Source organism: Nocardia sp. BMG111209 (assembly GCF_000381925.1).
Classification (GTDB): domain Bacteria; phylum Actinomycetota; class Actinomycetes; order Mycobacteriales; family Mycobacteriaceae; genus Nocardia.
Map to the genome: position 1 here is coordinate 740882 of NZ_KB907308.1, position 15503 is coordinate 756384.

Here is a 15503-nt window from a genome sequence, read left to right on the forward strand (position 1 = left end):
GCTTCTACAAGTACTTGATTGCGGAAACTATACATACCCGGGACAAGTGTCCAGCAACCGCGGGGAATACTACAGCGGATTGCTCGGATCCCGTTCGGGGAGCGGACGTTCAGCAATGGGAGGTCGGGCCAGCGGATTGCGGACCCGCCGTTTCGCGGACTCGTACACCTGCACGGTCTCGGTGGCGACCACATCCCAGGAGAAATCCGCGGTGAGGCGGGCACGGGCGGCGCGGGCCCGGTCCTGGGTGGCCGCCGGATCGTCGAGTACCGCGCATACCGCGTCGACCAGGCCGTTCACGTCGGCGGGTGCGAACGAGGCGCCGGTGACGCCGTCCACGACCAGTTCGCCGAGGCCGCCGGCGGTCGAGGTCACCAGCGGGGTGCCGGCGGCGGCCGCCTCCAGGGCGACGATCCCGAACGGCTCGTACCGGCTCGGCAGCACGATCGCGTCGGCGCCGTGCAGCCAGCCCAGCAGTTCCTCGTGATCCAGCCGGCCGACGAAATTCACCGCGCGGGCCACCCGGTGCACCCTGGCGCGCTCCTGCAACCAGTCGAATTGCGTTCCGACACCGGCGATCGTGAGCGTGGCGCCCGGATGCGCGCGGCGGATGCGGGGCAGCGCGGCGATCGCGTCCTGGATGCCCTTCTCGTACTCGAGCCGGCCGACGTACAACAGCCGCGGCGGCCCGCCGCGCGGGGCCCGCGCGCGAAAGGTCCACGCCCCCACGTCGATTCCGTTCCGGATCACCGAAACCCGGGCCAGCCCGGGGCCGTACAGCCGCTCGACCTCGTCCTGCATCGAGGCCGAGCAGGCGATGAGCGCGTCGGAATCGCGGGCCAGCCACCACTCCACGGAGTGCACCTGGCGGTTCACCCGGCCGGACACCCAGCCGCTGTGCCGGCCCGCCTCGGTGGCGTGGATCGTGGAAACCAGTGGTACGTCGTAATATTCGGCCAGCGTGATGGCCGAATGGGCGACCAGCCAGTCGTGCGCGTGCACCACCTCGGGGGTCCAGCCGTCGGCGATGCCGGGCTTGCTCAGCGCGATCCCGGCACGCACCATCGCGTGCCCCATGGCCAGCGTCCACGCCAGCATGTCCTCGCCGAAGTCGAAACAGGGCGGATCCTCGGCGACGGCGACCACCAGCACGCCGTCCTCGATGAACGAACGGGTCGGATGGGTCGAGGCGTCGGTACCCATCGGGCGGCGCGCCAGCACCACCACCTCGTGCCCCGCGGCCGCCAGTTCCGTCGCGAGATGATGCACATGCCGGCCCAGCCCGCCGACCACGACGGGCGGGTACTCCCACGACACCATCAGAATTCTCATGCTGGTCCCTCCGCCCGGTCCGGGCCGATCGACTCCGCCCGGTCCGGGTACACCGGCACAGTCCGGGCCGGGTGCACCGGCGCCGTGCCTACGGAAGCTACCGTCTCGCGGGCCGACACGCGAAGTGGATCCGCGCCGAGCCGGCGCGCGTCCAGCGCCGGGAACACCCCGTCGGCGATCGCCCACCCGTCGGCCAGTTCCCGGGCCCGCCCGGTGTGCCCGGCGGCGAGCGCGCCGGCCAGCTCGCGGACCGCGTGCGCGTGCTGATGGGCCCGGTCACGGGCATAACCGGCGGCGGAGTCCTTGCTGACCATGAAGGCCCAGTCGCTGGACACGGTCAGGATCGCCTCGCGCAGCAGCTGATCGGCCACCCGGTCGCGCAGACCGGCCCGGCCGGATTCGGCGGCGGTCTTGTCGAGGGTGTCGAGGGCCAGCCGGACCACCTCGGCGTTGAGCTCCACCAGATCCCGCACCTGGTCACCGGCCCACACCCGCCAGTCCTTACCGGATCCCCAGGACGAGTCGGCCAGCGGAATCGGCTGTCCCACATAGCCGTCCGCACGCGCGTCGGCGAGGGTGCCGACGGTGACCCCGGCTTCCGGCAGCGCCCGCAGCACCTGTTCGAGCCATTGCGGGCCCTCGTGCCACCAGTGCCCGAACAGTTCGGTGTCGAAGGCGGCCACCACGAGCGCGGGCCGGCCCAGCCGTTCGGACTCGTCCCGCAGCCGACGGCACACCGTCTCGACGAAATCGGCGACATCGCGGCGCACCGCGCCGGCGGCGAGTTCCGGGTCGTAGGGCGCCTTGTCCGGACCCGCGACGTGCTTGCCGGTGACCCGGGCCGGTTTCAGGCCGGTGACGTGGTCGTAGTGATGAAAATCACGGTAGGCGCCGTGGCCCGGATAGCCCGATCGCGGCGACCACACCCGGTAACTGACCTGGAGATCGCGCCCGAACGCCACCACGTCGGAATCCCACACCGGACGGCCCAGCGCGGTGTCGCCGCGCAGCGCGGGGCCGTCCACCATGAAATGGGTCACACCGGCCGCGGCGTACCCGGATTCCATCCCGGGGGTGAATCCGCATTCCGGAGCCCAGATCCCGGTGGGAGTGTGGCCCCAGCGGTAGCCGGCGTCGGCCAGGCCCTCGGTGAGTTCGAAGGCGCGCAGGCGCGGATCCAGCAGCGGCTGGAAGGGATGGGCCAGCGGACCACCCAGCAGTTCGATCGTCCCGGCCTCGATCAGCGTCCGCCACACCGGCGAACCGCCGTGCCGCCAATCCCTTTCGAAATCCGCCAGCGCCGCGGCGGCCTGCCGGTGCTCGTACCGGCCGAGCGCGGGATCGCCCGCGGCGGCGGCCTCGTCGGCGCGCAACTGCCAGTTGCCGAGCCAGTGGTGCATCCCCGCGAGGCTGTGCGGATCGTCGAGCTGGGCGGCCAGCACCGGCGTGACGCCGAGGCTCAGCAACCGCGTCCGCCCTTCCGCCGCAAGCCTGCCCAGCACCCGGGCCAGCGGAATATAGGTGGCCGCCCAGGACTGGTACAGCCACTCCTCGCCGACCGGCCACCGGCCGTGGTGGGCCAGCCAGGGCAGATGGGAATGCAATACCAGCGCGAACCGGCCCGGCACGGCTGCGGTCACGGCTTCACCGCGCAGGCCACCAGATCCAGGCTCGCGTCGACCTCGGCGTCGTGCAGCTCGAAATCGCCGGTCCGCACGGCCGCCACGTCGGCAGTCAGCTCCGCGGGCCAGGGCACGCCGGCCAGGGCGCGCTCGATCTGCGCGTCGATCAGCGAGCCGCCCCACTTCGCGTCCAGCGCGGCCAGCCGCGGCCCGTGGTGCACACCCTCCATCGATTCGATCCGGAAACCGGCCTCCCGCAACAGTTCCGAGAGTTCGGCGGCGTTCAGCTCCCGGGTGTGGAACGGGTTGAGCGGGGTGTCGCGGCCCGGCGAGAAGGTGATCCGGTTCGGGGTGCTGATCAGCAGCCGGCCGCCCGGCCGCAGCACCCGCAGGCATTCCCGCAGGAAGGCCGGCTGATCCCAGAGATGTTCGATCACTTGGAAATTCACCACCACGTCCACCCCGGCGCCGGCCAGCGGCAGATCGGCGAGGTTGCCCCGTACCATCGCCACCCGCGGGTACGCCGCGCGGACGTGCGCGGCCGCGCTCACGTCGTAGTCGAGCCCCAGCACGGTGGTGGCGACCCCGGCGATCATGTCGGCCCCGTAACCCTCACCCGCACCCGCCTCCAGCACGGTCCGTCCGGCGCAGCGATCGAGCAGGCGCGCGTAGACGATCTCGTGGCGGCGGAACCAGTAGTTCTCCGCCGGAATACCCGGTACGGTCCGCTCGCCGGTCAGCGGCAGCGGTTCGATCGGCATACCCGGCACCGGCGCCGGTGGGGAATAAGAGAGAGCCTCGCTCATCCTCCCGACGTTAGCGGTTGCGCTTACCATATCTGCCCCCCGACCCGGTCATGCCGAACATCACGCGCTAAGTTACCCATGAGTAACTTAGCGTGGGGTAATGTCCGCAGAGAGCTGAATCAGCCACACCGTGGACGTACGGCGACACCGATCGTGCGACCCCATCCACGTGCACACCGAACAGGAGGTCGACGCAGACCAATGCCGAACATCGTCGTACTGATCAAGCAAGTGCCCGATACCTGGTCCGAGCGCAAGCTCACCGATGGTGACTACACCCTCGATCGCGAGGCCGCCGACGCCATTCTCGACGAGATCAACGAGCGGTCCGTCGAATCCGCGCTGCAGATCAAGGAAGCGCAGGGCGGCGAGGTCACGGTCCTCGCCCTGGGTCCGGAGCGGGCCGCCGAGGCCATCCGCAAGGCGCTGTCGATGGGCGCCGACAAGGCGATCCACATCAAGGACGACGCCATCCACGGTTCCGACGTGGTGCAGACCGCGTGGGTGCTGGCCGGCGCGCTGGGCCAGGTCGAGGGCGTCGAACTGGTCATCGCCGGTAACGAGGCCACCGACGGCCGCGGCGGCGCGGTGCCCGCCATCATCGCGGAGTACCTGGGCATTCCGCAGCTGACCCACCTGCGCAAGCTGACCGTCGACGGCGACAAGGTCACCGGCGAGCGCGAGACCGACGAGGGCGTGTTCAGCCTCGAGGCCACGCTGCCCGCGATCGTGTCGGTCAACGAGAAGATCAACGAGCCGCGGTTCCCGTCCTTCAAGGGCATCATGGCCGCGAAGAAGAAGGAAGTTCAGGTGTTCACCCTGGCCGATCTGGGCATCGACCCGTCGACCGTGGGTGTGGCCAACGCGGGCAGCGCGGTCACCGGCGTGACCCCGAAACCGCCGCGCACCGCCGGCCAGAAGACCGCGGACGAGGGTGAGGGCGGCAGTCAGATCGCTCAGTACCTGGTGTCCCAGAAGATCATCTGACACCGGCTCACCGACTTCGACGAACTTCCAGGAGAACAGAAATGGCTGAAGTACTCGTGCTCGTCGAGCACGCCGACGGCGCCCTCAAGAAGATCACCAACCAGCTGCTCACCGCCGCCCGCACCCTCGGCTCCGCCGCCGCGGTCGTGACCGGCGCGGCCGGCACCGGCGACAAGCTGGCCGACGCGCTGGCCGCCGCGGGCGCCGAGAAGATCTACATCGCCGAATCCGACGATGTCGAGGGCTTCCTCGTCACCCCGAAGGTCGACGTGCTGGCCGGCCTGGTGGAGTCCGCCTCCCCCGCCGCCGTGCTGGTCGCCGCCACCGCCGAGGGCAAGGAGGTGTCCGGTCGCCTGGCCGCGCGCATCGGCTCCGGCCTGCTGGTCGACGTCATCGCGGTGAACGCCGACGGCAGCGCGAAGCACTCCATCTTCGGTGGCGCGTTCACCGTGGACGCCAAGGCCACCGGCGACGTGCCGGTGATCTCGGTGCGCCCCGGCGCGATCGAGGCCGTGGCCGAGGCCGGCGCCGGCGAGAAGGTGACCGTCGAGGTGCCCGCCCAGGAAGAGGGCGTCACCAAGGTCGTCAACAAGCAGCCCGTGGTGGCCGGCGGCCGCCCGGAGCTCACCGAGGCCGCGATCGTGGTCTCCGGTGGCCGCGGCGTCGGCAGCGAGGACAACTTCCACAAGGTGATCGAGCCGCTGGCCGATTCGCTCGGCGCCGCGGTGGGCGCCTCCCGGGCCGCGGTCGACTCCGGTTACTACCCCGGTCAGTTCCAGGTGGGCCAGACCGGTAAGACGGTCTCCCCGCAACTGTATGTGGCACTGGGCATTTCGGGCGCGATCCAGCACCGCGCCGGAATGCAGACCTCGAAGACCATCGTCTCCGTCAACAAGGACGAGGAGGCGCCGATCTTCGAGATCACCGATTTCGGCATCGTGGGCGATCTGTTCAACGTCGCACCGCAGCTGACCGAGGCGGTCAAGAACCACAAGAACTGAACGGCAACCTGCGAAGGTAGCCAGCAAACGATAGCCAGCAAACAGTGACCCCGGTCGGTTTTCGACCGGGGTCACTGCCATTTCAGATTTGTGGCATATGCTGTGACATCTCGGGCCTGTTGCCGCGAGCCGTTGACAAACCAAGCGGTACATAACGTTTCGGTAGCTGTCTTGCCGGTTTGCTGATAACGTCAGGGCCCATCGAATACTCGAGCCGGATCCTCGGCAGGTGAGTCGATGAAGCGAATCTCGCTGTCTGCTATACCCGATTCGAGCATTTGTACCTGGCGGCGTGCGGTACCCGGCGTCGCCGACCCCTCCGAACGATCCCGACCTCCTGGTCGGCGAGTTGAGGAAAGGAATGGCGACCGGTCCGCCGGCAACGTGGATACCTGATGAATCAGACTACCGCCGTTACGATTTCGTGGATTCTCGCCGCATGTCTGGTATTAGCCGTCACGGCCGCCCTCTACGCGACCTACTACGCTGCACGGCAGCACGATCGCGCCGAGGCGGCCCGGCGGGCACTACAGACCCGCGCCGAGGAACTGGAACACTTCACCGGCAGCACGATGCGCTATCTCTCGGAGGCCGCCCGCCGGGGCGAGGTGCCGCACGAGAAGCCCGTCGTCAGTACCGATCCCGAGTTCGCCCATGCGCTACATCGCTTGGCCGACAACTACATTCATGATCTACACCGCGTCCATGCCGAAACCCGGGACCTGACCCTGCGCGAGGCCGAGGCCGAGACCCGGGCCGCGGTCGCGCGGACCGAGCAGGCCCTCCGCGGCGACGTGGAGACCAGCGCGCGCGACGCCACCGGCGGCGCCGTCCGCGCCTTCGGTACCTCGGTGGTGAGCATCGGCGCCGATGTGAGCCAGGTGGTGAGCGTCGCCCTGCGCCGGCACCGCAGCGACGCGGTCTACGAGACGCTCATCCACATCGATCACAGCGTCCAGCAGATGATCCATCTCGCGCAGTCGTATGTGATCGTCTGTGGCGGCCTGCCCGGCCGCCGCTGGCCGCGGCAGTTGCTCACCGACGTGGTCGGCGGTGCGATCGGCCGCGTCCGCGAGTACACCCGGGTGCGGCCGCAGCAACTCGACCGGATCGTGGTCAGCCGCGCGGTGGAACCGCTGGTGCACACGCTGGCGACGTTGCTGGACAACGCACTTCGCTATTCGCCGCCGAACTCCTATGTCGACGTCAGCTTCCAGGAAGGCCATCACGGCGTGACGGTGCTGATCGACGACGCCGGTGTGCGGATGAACGCCGACCAGCTGGAAGAGACGCGGGAGGTGCTGTCCGGCGACCGTGTGGTCGATGTGCTCCATCTCGGACTCACCCCGCGAGTCGGGTTCCCGGGTGTCGCCGCCCTCGCACGGCGGTACGGGTTCACCGTTCACATCGACGGGCCCAATGCCTACGGTGGCATGCGCGCCATGGTGTTCGTGCCGGAGACGCTGCTGACTCCCCAGGAGTCACCGGTGCCCACTCCGGAGGTCGTGACACGCAAGGCCGAGGGCTCGGGACAGGAGCCGAGCATCATCGAGTCCGAGACGGTCCCACCCAGCGTTCCCGAGATCACCAACGGCGGACTGCCTCGCCGGCGCCGCCGGGCGGCGGCGCTGTCCGCCGTACCGCACACCCCGGAGACCTCGGCCGGGTATCTGGACGACGAGCGCCCCTCCGGCCCCGAGGTTCTCCCCCGGCCCGAGATCGCCGCCGAGTGGCGTATCGGCTCCCAGACCGGTCGCGCTGCCGCATACGAACACACCGAAGGATGACATCCTGATGGGAACACCTGGATCTGCTGTTTTCGATACGAACAAGCTGTCGTGGACGCTCGACGAGCTCAACGTCCCCGGCGTCCGTTTCTCGGTACTGCTATCCGAGGACGGGCTGCGGATCGCGCACACCGGCGACATCACCGTCGACGACGCCGAACGCTTCTCCGCCGCGGCCTCGGGCCTGCGCTCCTTGGGTAAGGCGCTCGGCGAGTTCTGCGGCTCGACCGACGCGGTCCGCCAGAACATGACCGAGTACGACGGCGGCATGATCTTCATCACAGCCGCCGGGCAGGGCGCGCTGCTGGGTGTGTCGACCACGGTCGAGGTGGATGTCAGCCTGGTCGCGCACCGGATGAACGAACTCGCGGTGCGGGTCGGCCGCGAACTCGGTAGCTTGCCCCGGAAAGGGTGACCTCCGACCATGAACACCCCGTGGAGCGATCCCGATCTGGTGCGGGCATACGTGCGAACGGGTGGGCGGTCGCGTCCCACCCGGGACATCGATCTCGTGACGCTGGTGACGGCGGCGCTTGACCCGGCGGCCAACGCCACTCCCGATGCCCGGCGCGTGATGAGCGTGTGCGACCGGCGGGGTGCGCTGTCCATCGCCGAAATCGCCGCCTACCTCGACCAACCGCCGTCCGTGGTGAAGATCATCGCGTCCGACCTGCTCGACAGCGGTCATCTGACCATCCCCACTCCGGTGGACAACCTTCCGGAGGCCGCTTTGCTCGAGGAGGTACTGAATGGGCTCCGCGCTCTCGCCGTCTGAGCGCGTCGAGGTGGTGCCGCAACGCACCGTCGAATACGTGCCCGCGACCGTGACCCGTTCCGTGAAGCTGCTCGTCGCAGGCAATTTCGGTGTCGGCAAGACGACCTTCGTCAGCAGTGTGTCGGAGATCCGGCCGTTGCGGACCGAGGAGACCATCACCGAGGCCAGTATCGGCGTCGACGACATGGCCCATCTGCACGAGAAGACGACCACCACCGTCGCCATGGATTTCGGCCGGATCACGCTGAATCCGCGGACCGTGCTGTACCTGTTCGGCACTCCCGGGCAGCAGCGCTTCCTGCCGCTGTGGGAGGAACTGGCGCGCGGCGCGCTCGGCGCGCTGGTCCTGGTCGACACTCGGCGCCTCGACAAGGCCGACGAGGTGCTGGCACACCTCGAGGAGCGGGGCGTGCCGTTCGCGGTGGCCGTCAACCAGTTCGAGGCGGCCCGCCGCTTCGAACTGGAGGACATCCGCGAGGCGCTGGACCTCGAACCCGTCACTCCGCTGATCGCCGTGGATGCCCGCGACCGCCGCACCTGTCTGCAGTCGCTGATCACTCTCGTCGAATTCCTGTTTCATCGTCTGGAGCCCCATTCGTGACACAAAACCCGGTAGACGCTCGGCCGGTGCCGTTCGACTCCCCCGGCGGCACCGCCGGTCCGCGCGTGCCGATCTACACACCCGAGTTCGCCGCCGATCCGCACGCGGCCTACGCGGACATGCGCCACCGCTACGGCCCGCTGGTACCGGTCGACCTCGCACCCGGCGTGCCGGCGACGCTGGTCGTCGGGTACCGCACCGCGGTGCGGATCCTCAACGATCCGGATCACTTCCCCGCCGATCCGCGGATCTGGCAGAAGAGCGCACCCGCCGACTCGCCGATCATGGCGATGCTGGAATGGCGCCCGAATGCGTTGCGCAGCGCGGGAATCGAGCACGCGCGGTATCGGAAGGTCAACACCGCCGCGCTCGACGGTGTCGATCTGCACGCGCTGCACGCCACCATCGAGCGGCTGGCCGTCCCGCTGATCAACCGGTTCTGCGAGACCGGTTCCGCCGAACTCATCGCGGAGTACGCCTTCCCGCTGACCTTCGCCGTGTTCAACGCCATGCTGGGCTGTCCGGACGAGCTCGGCGAGCGGATCGCGTCGAGTATCGCGATGGTCTACGAGGGCGTGCCGGAGGGTGGCGACCTGCTCACCGGGGCCCTGATGGAACTGGTGAACCTGAAGCGCGCGCATCCGGGCAACGACGTCGCCACCCGGTTGATGCAGCATTCGGCCGGACTCGACGATGCCGAACTGGCCAATCAGATCGTCACGCTCTACGGCGCGGGCACCGAGCCGGAGCAGAACCTCATCACCAACACCCTGCTGCTCATCCTCACCGACGACCGGTTCGCCGGCCGCGGCTGGCACGGTCGCAGTCTGTCCATCTCGGACGCGCTGAACGAGTTGCTGTTCACCGATCCGCCGGTCTCCAACTTCAGCGTGTCCTATCCGCGCCAGCCGGTCTTCATCGAGGGCCAGTGGTTGCCCGCGCACCATCCGGTGGTCATCTCCCTGTCGGCGGCCAATACCGATCCCGAGGTCGGCGCCCGCGCGCACACCGGGAACCGGTCGCATCTGGCCTGGAGCGCCGGCCCGCACGCCTGTCCCGCGCGCTCGATGTCGTACGTGATCGCGCACGATGCCATCGAACAACTGCTGGACGCCATCCCGGAACCGCACCTGGCGGTGCCCGCCGCCGAATTGACCTGGCGGCCGGGACCTTTCCACCGTTCGCTGACCGCGCTGCCGATCACGTTCCCGAAGTCGCCGCCGCTGTCGGTGTGAGCACCGGTCCCGGAAACCGTTCCACCGGAACGGTTTCCGGGACTCTTGTATTCAGGGCACGGTCGTCAGGTACGACCGCAGCACCGCCAGCCGACTCTGCCGGGACTCCACGGCCACCGTCTGCGGCGCGCTGACCTGCACCCGCATCCGGCCCTGGAAGATGTTGACGAAATACAGCGTGGTGCCGGATGTCTCGGCCAGGCCGACGGTGCCGGGCCGGCGGGGCCGGTGATAGATCGTGGCGTGGAAATCCTCGAACGCCAGGCCGGCCGGCACCCGCGGGGGCACGATCGTCTGCCAGTTGGTGGTCAGCACCGCGCCGGGGCCGTGCCCGCCGATCTCGCCGAACGCCTCCGGCAGCCGCAGGGCCGACTCCCGGACGGTGCCCTCGACCAGTTCCGCGCGCAGATTGTCGGAGAAGGCCCGCGCCAGCCCGACCTGATCGGTGATCCCGGCCGGGGCCCGGAAGCGGCCGATGCCCAGGACCGCCGTCCCCGCGGTGACCGGCGTCGGTGGCCTGGTCACCGCGCGCATGTTCATCGGATAGTGGAAGCGGATATCGGCCGGGGCCAGGCCGAGGCAGTCCGCCTCGGCCCGGACGATCGCCGCGGTGACCAGGCTGTTGACCGTCACCAGCTCGTGTTTGGCGAGCTCGACCAGCTGATCGGTCTCCGCCGCCGTCAGGCGCAGCGACAGGATCCGCGGCACGGACCCGGCCACGCCCGGTTCCGGCGGTCGCGCGGCCGATCCGGGCCGCCGGTCGGGGGCCCGGCCGGACAGCAGTTCCTCCGCCGAGGCCGGATACTCGTGCGGTACGACCAGGAAGGTCCGGTTCTCCATCAGATCGGTGTAGTACGACCACAATTGGGCCAGCATCGCCGAGGCCGACAGGGCGTCGGCGATGCAGTGGTGGATGAGCAGGGTCACCACCGCGCGGCGGCCGTCGCGGACCACGTACAGACCCGCCAGGCTGGTCTCCGGATCCGGGTCGGCCCCGGCCAGCGGATCGTCGAGCCGGCCGTCCCGCACGAACGGCGCGGGCCGGGGGCCGGCCGTCCGGATCAGGTTGTGGCCGTGGCCGTCCCAGCTCAGACAGGTGGTCAGGACCGGATGGCTGTCGATGAGCGCGTCGTACGCGTCCGCCAGGGTGTCGGCATCCAGTGTGCCGACCGCCCACAGGGACAGCCCGATGTACTCACCGAAGCCGACGAACATCTCCTCGCTCGGCGCGAGCTGCCTGATCTTCGAACCATGCTGGGGCGCAACAGTATTCATTGCCCCCCGCTCGCCTCGCGCAGGCCCCCGATCTGCGTGACCAGATCCGAGAGGCTCTGGGCGGGTGGCACCGCCGCCGTCATCAGGGTGACCCCGTACATGTGCTCGAGCTGGGTGACGGCGCGCAATTGCTTGATCGAATCCGCCCCCTCGATGTGCAACAGGAGGGTCTCCGGTTCGAGATTGTCGGCGGGGACGTCGAATTCCCGGGAGATCACCTCGACGACGGACTTCCACAGTTCGTCCTGCCGCAACGATCGACTGGTCATGATTACCTACTTCTCGCGTGATTTTCTCGGTGACGTATCAGGCGGGCGCGACGGTGGCGAACCGGCTGCGCACCAGGGACCGTTGCCATTTCCCGCTGGTGGTACGCGGAATCGAGCCCGGCGCCAGGATCGCGACGCGGATCGCGCCCGCACCCACGCCCAGCGCGTCGACGACCACCGCGCGAATCCGCCGCTCGACCGCGGGCCCCTGCTCCGGGTCGTCGCATTCGGCGGCGACCAGGATGTGTTCGGTCTCCGCGTCGTGGACCGCGACCGCCACGCACCGGCGGCGGTGCACGCCGGGCACGGTGCGGGCCACCTCCTCCACATCCTGCGGAAAGAGGTTGTGCCCGTTGACGATGATCATCTCCTTGGCCCGGCCGGCGATGAACAGCTCACCGTCGTCGACGAATCCGAGATCACCGGTGCGCAGCCAGCCCTCGTCGAACAGCTCCGCGGTCCGCTCCGGCTCGTTCAGATAGCCGGTGGTCAGATTGGGGCCCCGCAGCTGGATCTCGCCGAGTTCGCCCGGCCCGGCGAGGCCGTCGGCGCCGACGATCCGCAGCGACATGCCCGGCAGCGGAGCGCCCAGCGCGACAACGGCTTTCGCCGCGGCCGAGGCCGGATCGACCGGCGCGACCGTCCGCCGGTCGGCCAGGACGTCCCGGTCGACGTGCAGCACGCGCGGCGGGCGGCCCGGAACGCGCAGTGTGACAGCCAATGTCGCCTCCGCCATCCCGAAACACGGGTACATCACCCCCGGCCCCACCCCGTGGGGCGCCAGCGCGTCGGCGAACCGCCGGATGGTCGCCTCCCGGATCGGCTCGGCGCCGTTGAAGGCCAGCCGCCAGGCGCTCAGATCCACCGGGCCGGGCAGCCCGGCCGCGGTCCTGGTCAGCAGGTCGTAACCGAAGTCGGGGCCGGAGGTGATCGTGCCGCGGTGCCGGGCCAGATAGTTCAGATATCCCGCGGGATCCCGGACGAACGAGAGCGGGCTGTCGACGTGGACGTCCGCGCCGGCCAGGGTCAGGGCCAGCGGCGCGAACAGGCCCATATCGTGGTAGTGCGGAACCCATTGCACCAGAACGTCTTCCGGCCCGATCGCCGCCGCCGTCCGCAACCCGTACGCATGGGCGAGCACGGCCGCGTGGGTCAGCACGACACCCTTGGGATTTCCGGTACTACCGGAGGTGAACTGGATCACCGCGGGCGCGCCGGGTGCGACGTCCGGCAGCGCCGCGGTACCGCCGGCCTCCAGTTCCCGCGGCGTCCAGCAGACCAGATCCGGGTGCACGGCGCGCAGCGCGGTGCCGAGATCGGCCAGTTCCGGCGCGACGATCAGATGCCGGATACCCGCGGCCTCGATGATCCGGGCGTAACCCGCCACCTCGGTGGCGAGGTCACCGCGCACCGGCCGCAGCGCCAGGGCGGTGGCCGCGGCGCCCGCGGCCAGCACGCCGAACATGGCCTGCCACACGTTCGCACCCGGCACGGCCAGGACCGCCACCACATCGCCGGGACCCACGCCCGCGGCCCGCAGCGCTCGCGCGACGCGGAATCCGCCGTCGCACATCTGCGCCAGACTCGTCTCGACGCCGAGTTGCGGGAAATACCAGCGGGATCGGCCGGACTCCCGGGCCGCTACGGCGAGTGCGCCGGGAATTGTCAAGTCCGCGAACGGATCACGGTCCGGGCACGACGACGACACGATAGTCATGGGTGGTCATCCCTTTCACTTGCGGCGGGGTTCTGCCACGACTTCGAGAGAGGTGAATGTCCGTACGACGCTGGAGTTCTCCCGCTGGGGCGGGGCCGCGAGCCGGACCCGGTCGTAGCGTTGCGCCAGCGCGCGGAAGGCGGCCTCGGCGACCGAGAGCGCGAAAGCGGCTCCCACACAACGATGTGTGCCGGTACTGAAGGACAGGATTCGCCGCGGATCCGCGCCGCCGGCCAGGAATCGGTCCGCGCGGAAGGTATCCGGCTCGGCGAAGTGCGCGGGGTCGCGGCCGAGCGCGCCGTAACACACCAGGACCGTGGTGTCCTGCGGGATGTGCATACCGTGCAGCGTGGTGTCGGCGACCGCGAACCGGGTGCCGAGCTGGACGGGCGGGTCGTACCGGACGATCTCCTGGACGAAGGAGGCGAGCAGCGCGTCGTCGGTGCGCAACCGCGGGAGCAGATCGGGCTGCTCGGTCAGGGCCAGGATCCCGGCTCCCAGCAGGGATACCGTGGTGACGGCCCCCGCCGCGAACAGGAAGGCGACCGTCCCGGCCAGACCGTCCTCCTCGGCGGCCGGCCAGTCGCGGGCCAGATCCGCGACGATGCTCCCGCCGCCGCGACGGCCGCTGGGTAACAACCGATTCCGGATGTAGGCGTCCAGCTGCTCTGCTTTGGCGTTCGCCGTGGCCAATCCGGGATCGGGCGGATTGTGCGGGTTGTACGCGAATCCCGCGGAGTCCAGGAGCGAGAAAACGAATGGGATGTCCGACTGCGGGATTCCGCAGAGCTCGGCGATGATCGCGTTCGGAATCGTGGTGAACGAGTGCGTGGCATCGGCGATGCCGTCCTGCTCCCGGGGTTCCAGATCGGCGCCCGCAGCGGCGTGGCGCTCGAACAGCGATCGCAGCGCCACGACATTGGCGCCGGTGAACATTCGCAACAGCAATCGCCGGGCTCGCAGATTGTCCGGTGGATTCTGGTACAGCAGAATGTTGTAGAGCGCGACGACCGCGGGATGATCACGCCAGCCGGCCAGTGCGCGATCCGCGTAATCCATGTCGGGCACGTGGTAGCGGCGCGGATCGAGCAGTACCTCCGAGCACGCGTCGTAGCCGGTCACCAGGACACTGCGGGAACTGATCGGATAGACCGGAGAATGTTGTCGCAGCGCCGCGTAGGAGCGGTGCGGATCCACCCAGCCGGACGGCGCGAACAAATCGAGAACGGCATTGGTGGCAGCGAATTCGACCACAGGCGCCCGGGTTTCGAGCATGCGGTCAGGGGTTGTCGAGCTCATGGCGGTGATCCCCAATCGGTAGTCGTCCCCGATCTACCTACGGACAGACTTCTGCCCTCGAAGGAGGCGATCGAGGAGTGAATCGAATACGGCCGACGCATTTCAGCCGAGATATCGAACCTCCTTGGCACCACCACTATTCGGATGAGCGGGATCCACCGTCATGATGGCGCAACAAAACAAACACCTTGCGCAACAATGCCTTTCTGGCTGGAATCCCTGCGGTCCATGACAGACCCGGAGACAGCATAGCACGACTCGCCCGCAACAAGTGGTGCGGCCGTACAGTTTTCACGCAGCATCCCACTAGCGACCGGATCGCTACCCGGCTCGGGCCGGATTCTGAAACACGCTGCACCACAACTATTTCGGCTCATCGGAGCGTCGTTCGGAATACCGTCACCCACGCCGGGAAACCGGTCTCCCCCGGATCCGTTCCCTCCCCGCTCACTCCGTCAGGGGACTCGACCCGGCCGGATGTTCGGACTCGAACAACATGTGCGATAGGCACTTTCATGATTTTCGGCGGCGCGATTCCGGTACCGCCGTTCGGGGGCGCCCGCGCCGAGATCGGACCACACCGGGTGCGCGATTCGTTCCGCCGCCGGCGGCCGTACAGGTTCCACGACGGCCCCGATCCGGCGCCGCACACCCCACCCGTCGCGCCGAATGCCCGATTCGCGCTACTTGTCTGCAATCCCCGGCCGAGCTGGTCGGCCGTCCACTCGACCGGCTCGCGCTCCGCTCGGATCGACCCCCGCACCACACGGCTCACCCGCCGGGCCCACCGGACCGAG

General features: G+C 69.0%; 14 protein-coding genes. 7 read left to right on the forward strand and 7 right to left on the reverse strand.

The window, feature by feature from the left end; translation table 11 throughout:
* Nucleotides 1-69: 69 nt before the first annotated feature.
* From G361_RS0126980 to G361_RS0126990, 3 genes are read right to left on the reverse strand one after another with little or no spacing between them, the layout of a single operon-like run.
* Nucleotides 70-1332 (reverse strand): glycosyltransferase family 4 protein, encoded by a 1263-nt coding sequence (locus tag G361_RS0126980; protein ID WP_019930243.1) that lies wholly within the window; start codon nt 1330-1332, stop codon nt 70-72.
* Nucleotides 1329-2972 carry a glycoside hydrolase family 57 protein gene (locus G361_RS0126985; protein ID WP_019930244.1) on the reverse strand — a complete coding sequence of 548 codons (1644 nt, stop codon included), beginning with the start codon at nt 2970-2972 and terminating at the stop codon, nt 1329-1331. Before G361_RS0126985 ends, G361_RS0126980 begins: the two co-directional genes overlap by 4 nt.
* Complete coding sequence (locus G361_RS0126990) at nt 2969-3760, reverse strand: bifunctional 2-polyprenyl-6-hydroxyphenol methylase/3-demethylubiquinol 3-O-methyltransferase UbiG (protein WP_036495547.1); 792 nt, start codon at nt 3758-3760, stop codon at nt 2969-2971. The genes G361_RS0126985 and G361_RS0126990 overlap by 4 nt, the downstream gene beginning before the upstream one ends.
* 201 nt (nt 3761-3961) lie before the next feature.
* Between G361_RS0126990 and G361_RS0126995 the strand changes: the two genes are divergently transcribed.
* From G361_RS0126995 to G361_RS0127025, 7 genes are all read left to right on the forward strand, one after another.
* Complete coding sequence (locus G361_RS0126995; RefSeq protein ID WP_019930246.1) at nt 3962-4747, forward strand: electron transfer flavoprotein subunit beta/FixA family protein; 786 nt, start codon at nt 3962-3964, stop codon at nt 4745-4747.
* 41 nt (nt 4748-4788) lie between these two features.
* Nucleotides 4789-5748 carry an electron transfer flavoprotein subunit alpha/FixB family protein gene (locus tag G361_RS0127000; protein WP_019930247.1) on the forward strand — a complete coding sequence of 320 codons (960 nt, stop codon included), beginning with the start codon at nt 4789-4791 and terminating at the stop codon, nt 5746-5748.
* Nucleotides 5749-6143: 395 nt separating this feature from the next.
* Nucleotides 6144-7535: an ATP-binding protein gene (locus G361_RS0127005; RefSeq protein ID WP_019930248.1), complete on the forward strand. Its 1392-nt coding sequence runs from the start codon at nt 6144-6146 to the stop codon at nt 7533-7535.
* A gap of 7 nt (nt 7536-7542) precedes the next feature.
* Nucleotides 7543-7950 (forward strand): roadblock/LC7 domain-containing protein, encoded by a 408-nt coding sequence (locus G361_RS0127010; RefSeq protein ID WP_019930249.1) that lies wholly within the window; start codon nt 7543-7545, stop codon nt 7948-7950.
* Between the two features lie 9 nt (nt 7951-7959).
* Nucleotides 7960-8310 carry a DUF742 domain-containing protein gene (locus G361_RS0127015; protein WP_019930250.1) on the forward strand — a complete coding sequence of 117 codons (351 nt, stop codon included), beginning with the start codon at nt 7960-7962 and terminating at the stop codon, nt 8308-8310.
* Entirely contained in the window at nt 8285-8911 is a 627-nt protein-coding gene (locus G361_RS0127020; RefSeq protein WP_019930251.1) for an ATP/GTP-binding protein, read from the forward strand. Before G361_RS0127015 ends, G361_RS0127020 begins: the two co-directional genes overlap by 26 nt.
* Nucleotides 8912-8937: 26 nt before the next feature.
* Entirely contained in the window at nt 8938-10146 is a 1209-nt protein-coding gene (locus tag G361_RS0127025) for a cytochrome P450 (RefSeq protein ID WP_019930252.1), read from the forward strand.
* Between the two features lie 51 nt (nt 10147-10197).
* Here G361_RS0127025 and G361_RS0127030 read toward each other — a convergent pair whose 3' ends face one another.
* From G361_RS0127030 to G361_RS0127045, 4 genes are read right to left on the reverse strand one after another with little or no spacing between them, the layout of a single operon-like run.
* On the reverse strand, nt 10198-11421 hold the full coding sequence (locus G361_RS0127030) for a phthiocerol/phthiodiolone dimycocerosyl transferase family protein (protein ID WP_155981794.1): 1224 nt from the start codon (nt 11419-11421) through the stop codon (nt 10198-10200).
* Entirely contained in the window at nt 11418-11690 is a 273-nt protein-coding gene (locus G361_RS0127035; RefSeq protein ID WP_019930254.1) for an acyl carrier protein, read from the reverse strand. Before G361_RS0127035 ends, G361_RS0127030 begins: the two co-directional genes overlap by 4 nt.
* Nucleotides 11691-11727: 37 nt before the next feature.
* A complete protein-coding gene (locus G361_RS45045; protein WP_019930255.1) occupies nt 11728-13407 on the reverse strand; it encodes an AMP-binding protein in 1680 nt (559 codons plus the stop codon).
* Nucleotides 13408-13422: 15 nt separating this feature from the next.
* Nucleotides 13423-14706 (reverse strand): cytochrome P450, encoded by a 1284-nt coding sequence (locus tag G361_RS0127045; RefSeq protein ID WP_081635596.1) that lies wholly within the window; start codon nt 14704-14706, stop codon nt 13423-13425.
* Between the last annotated feature and the right edge of the window lie 797 nt (nt 14707-15503).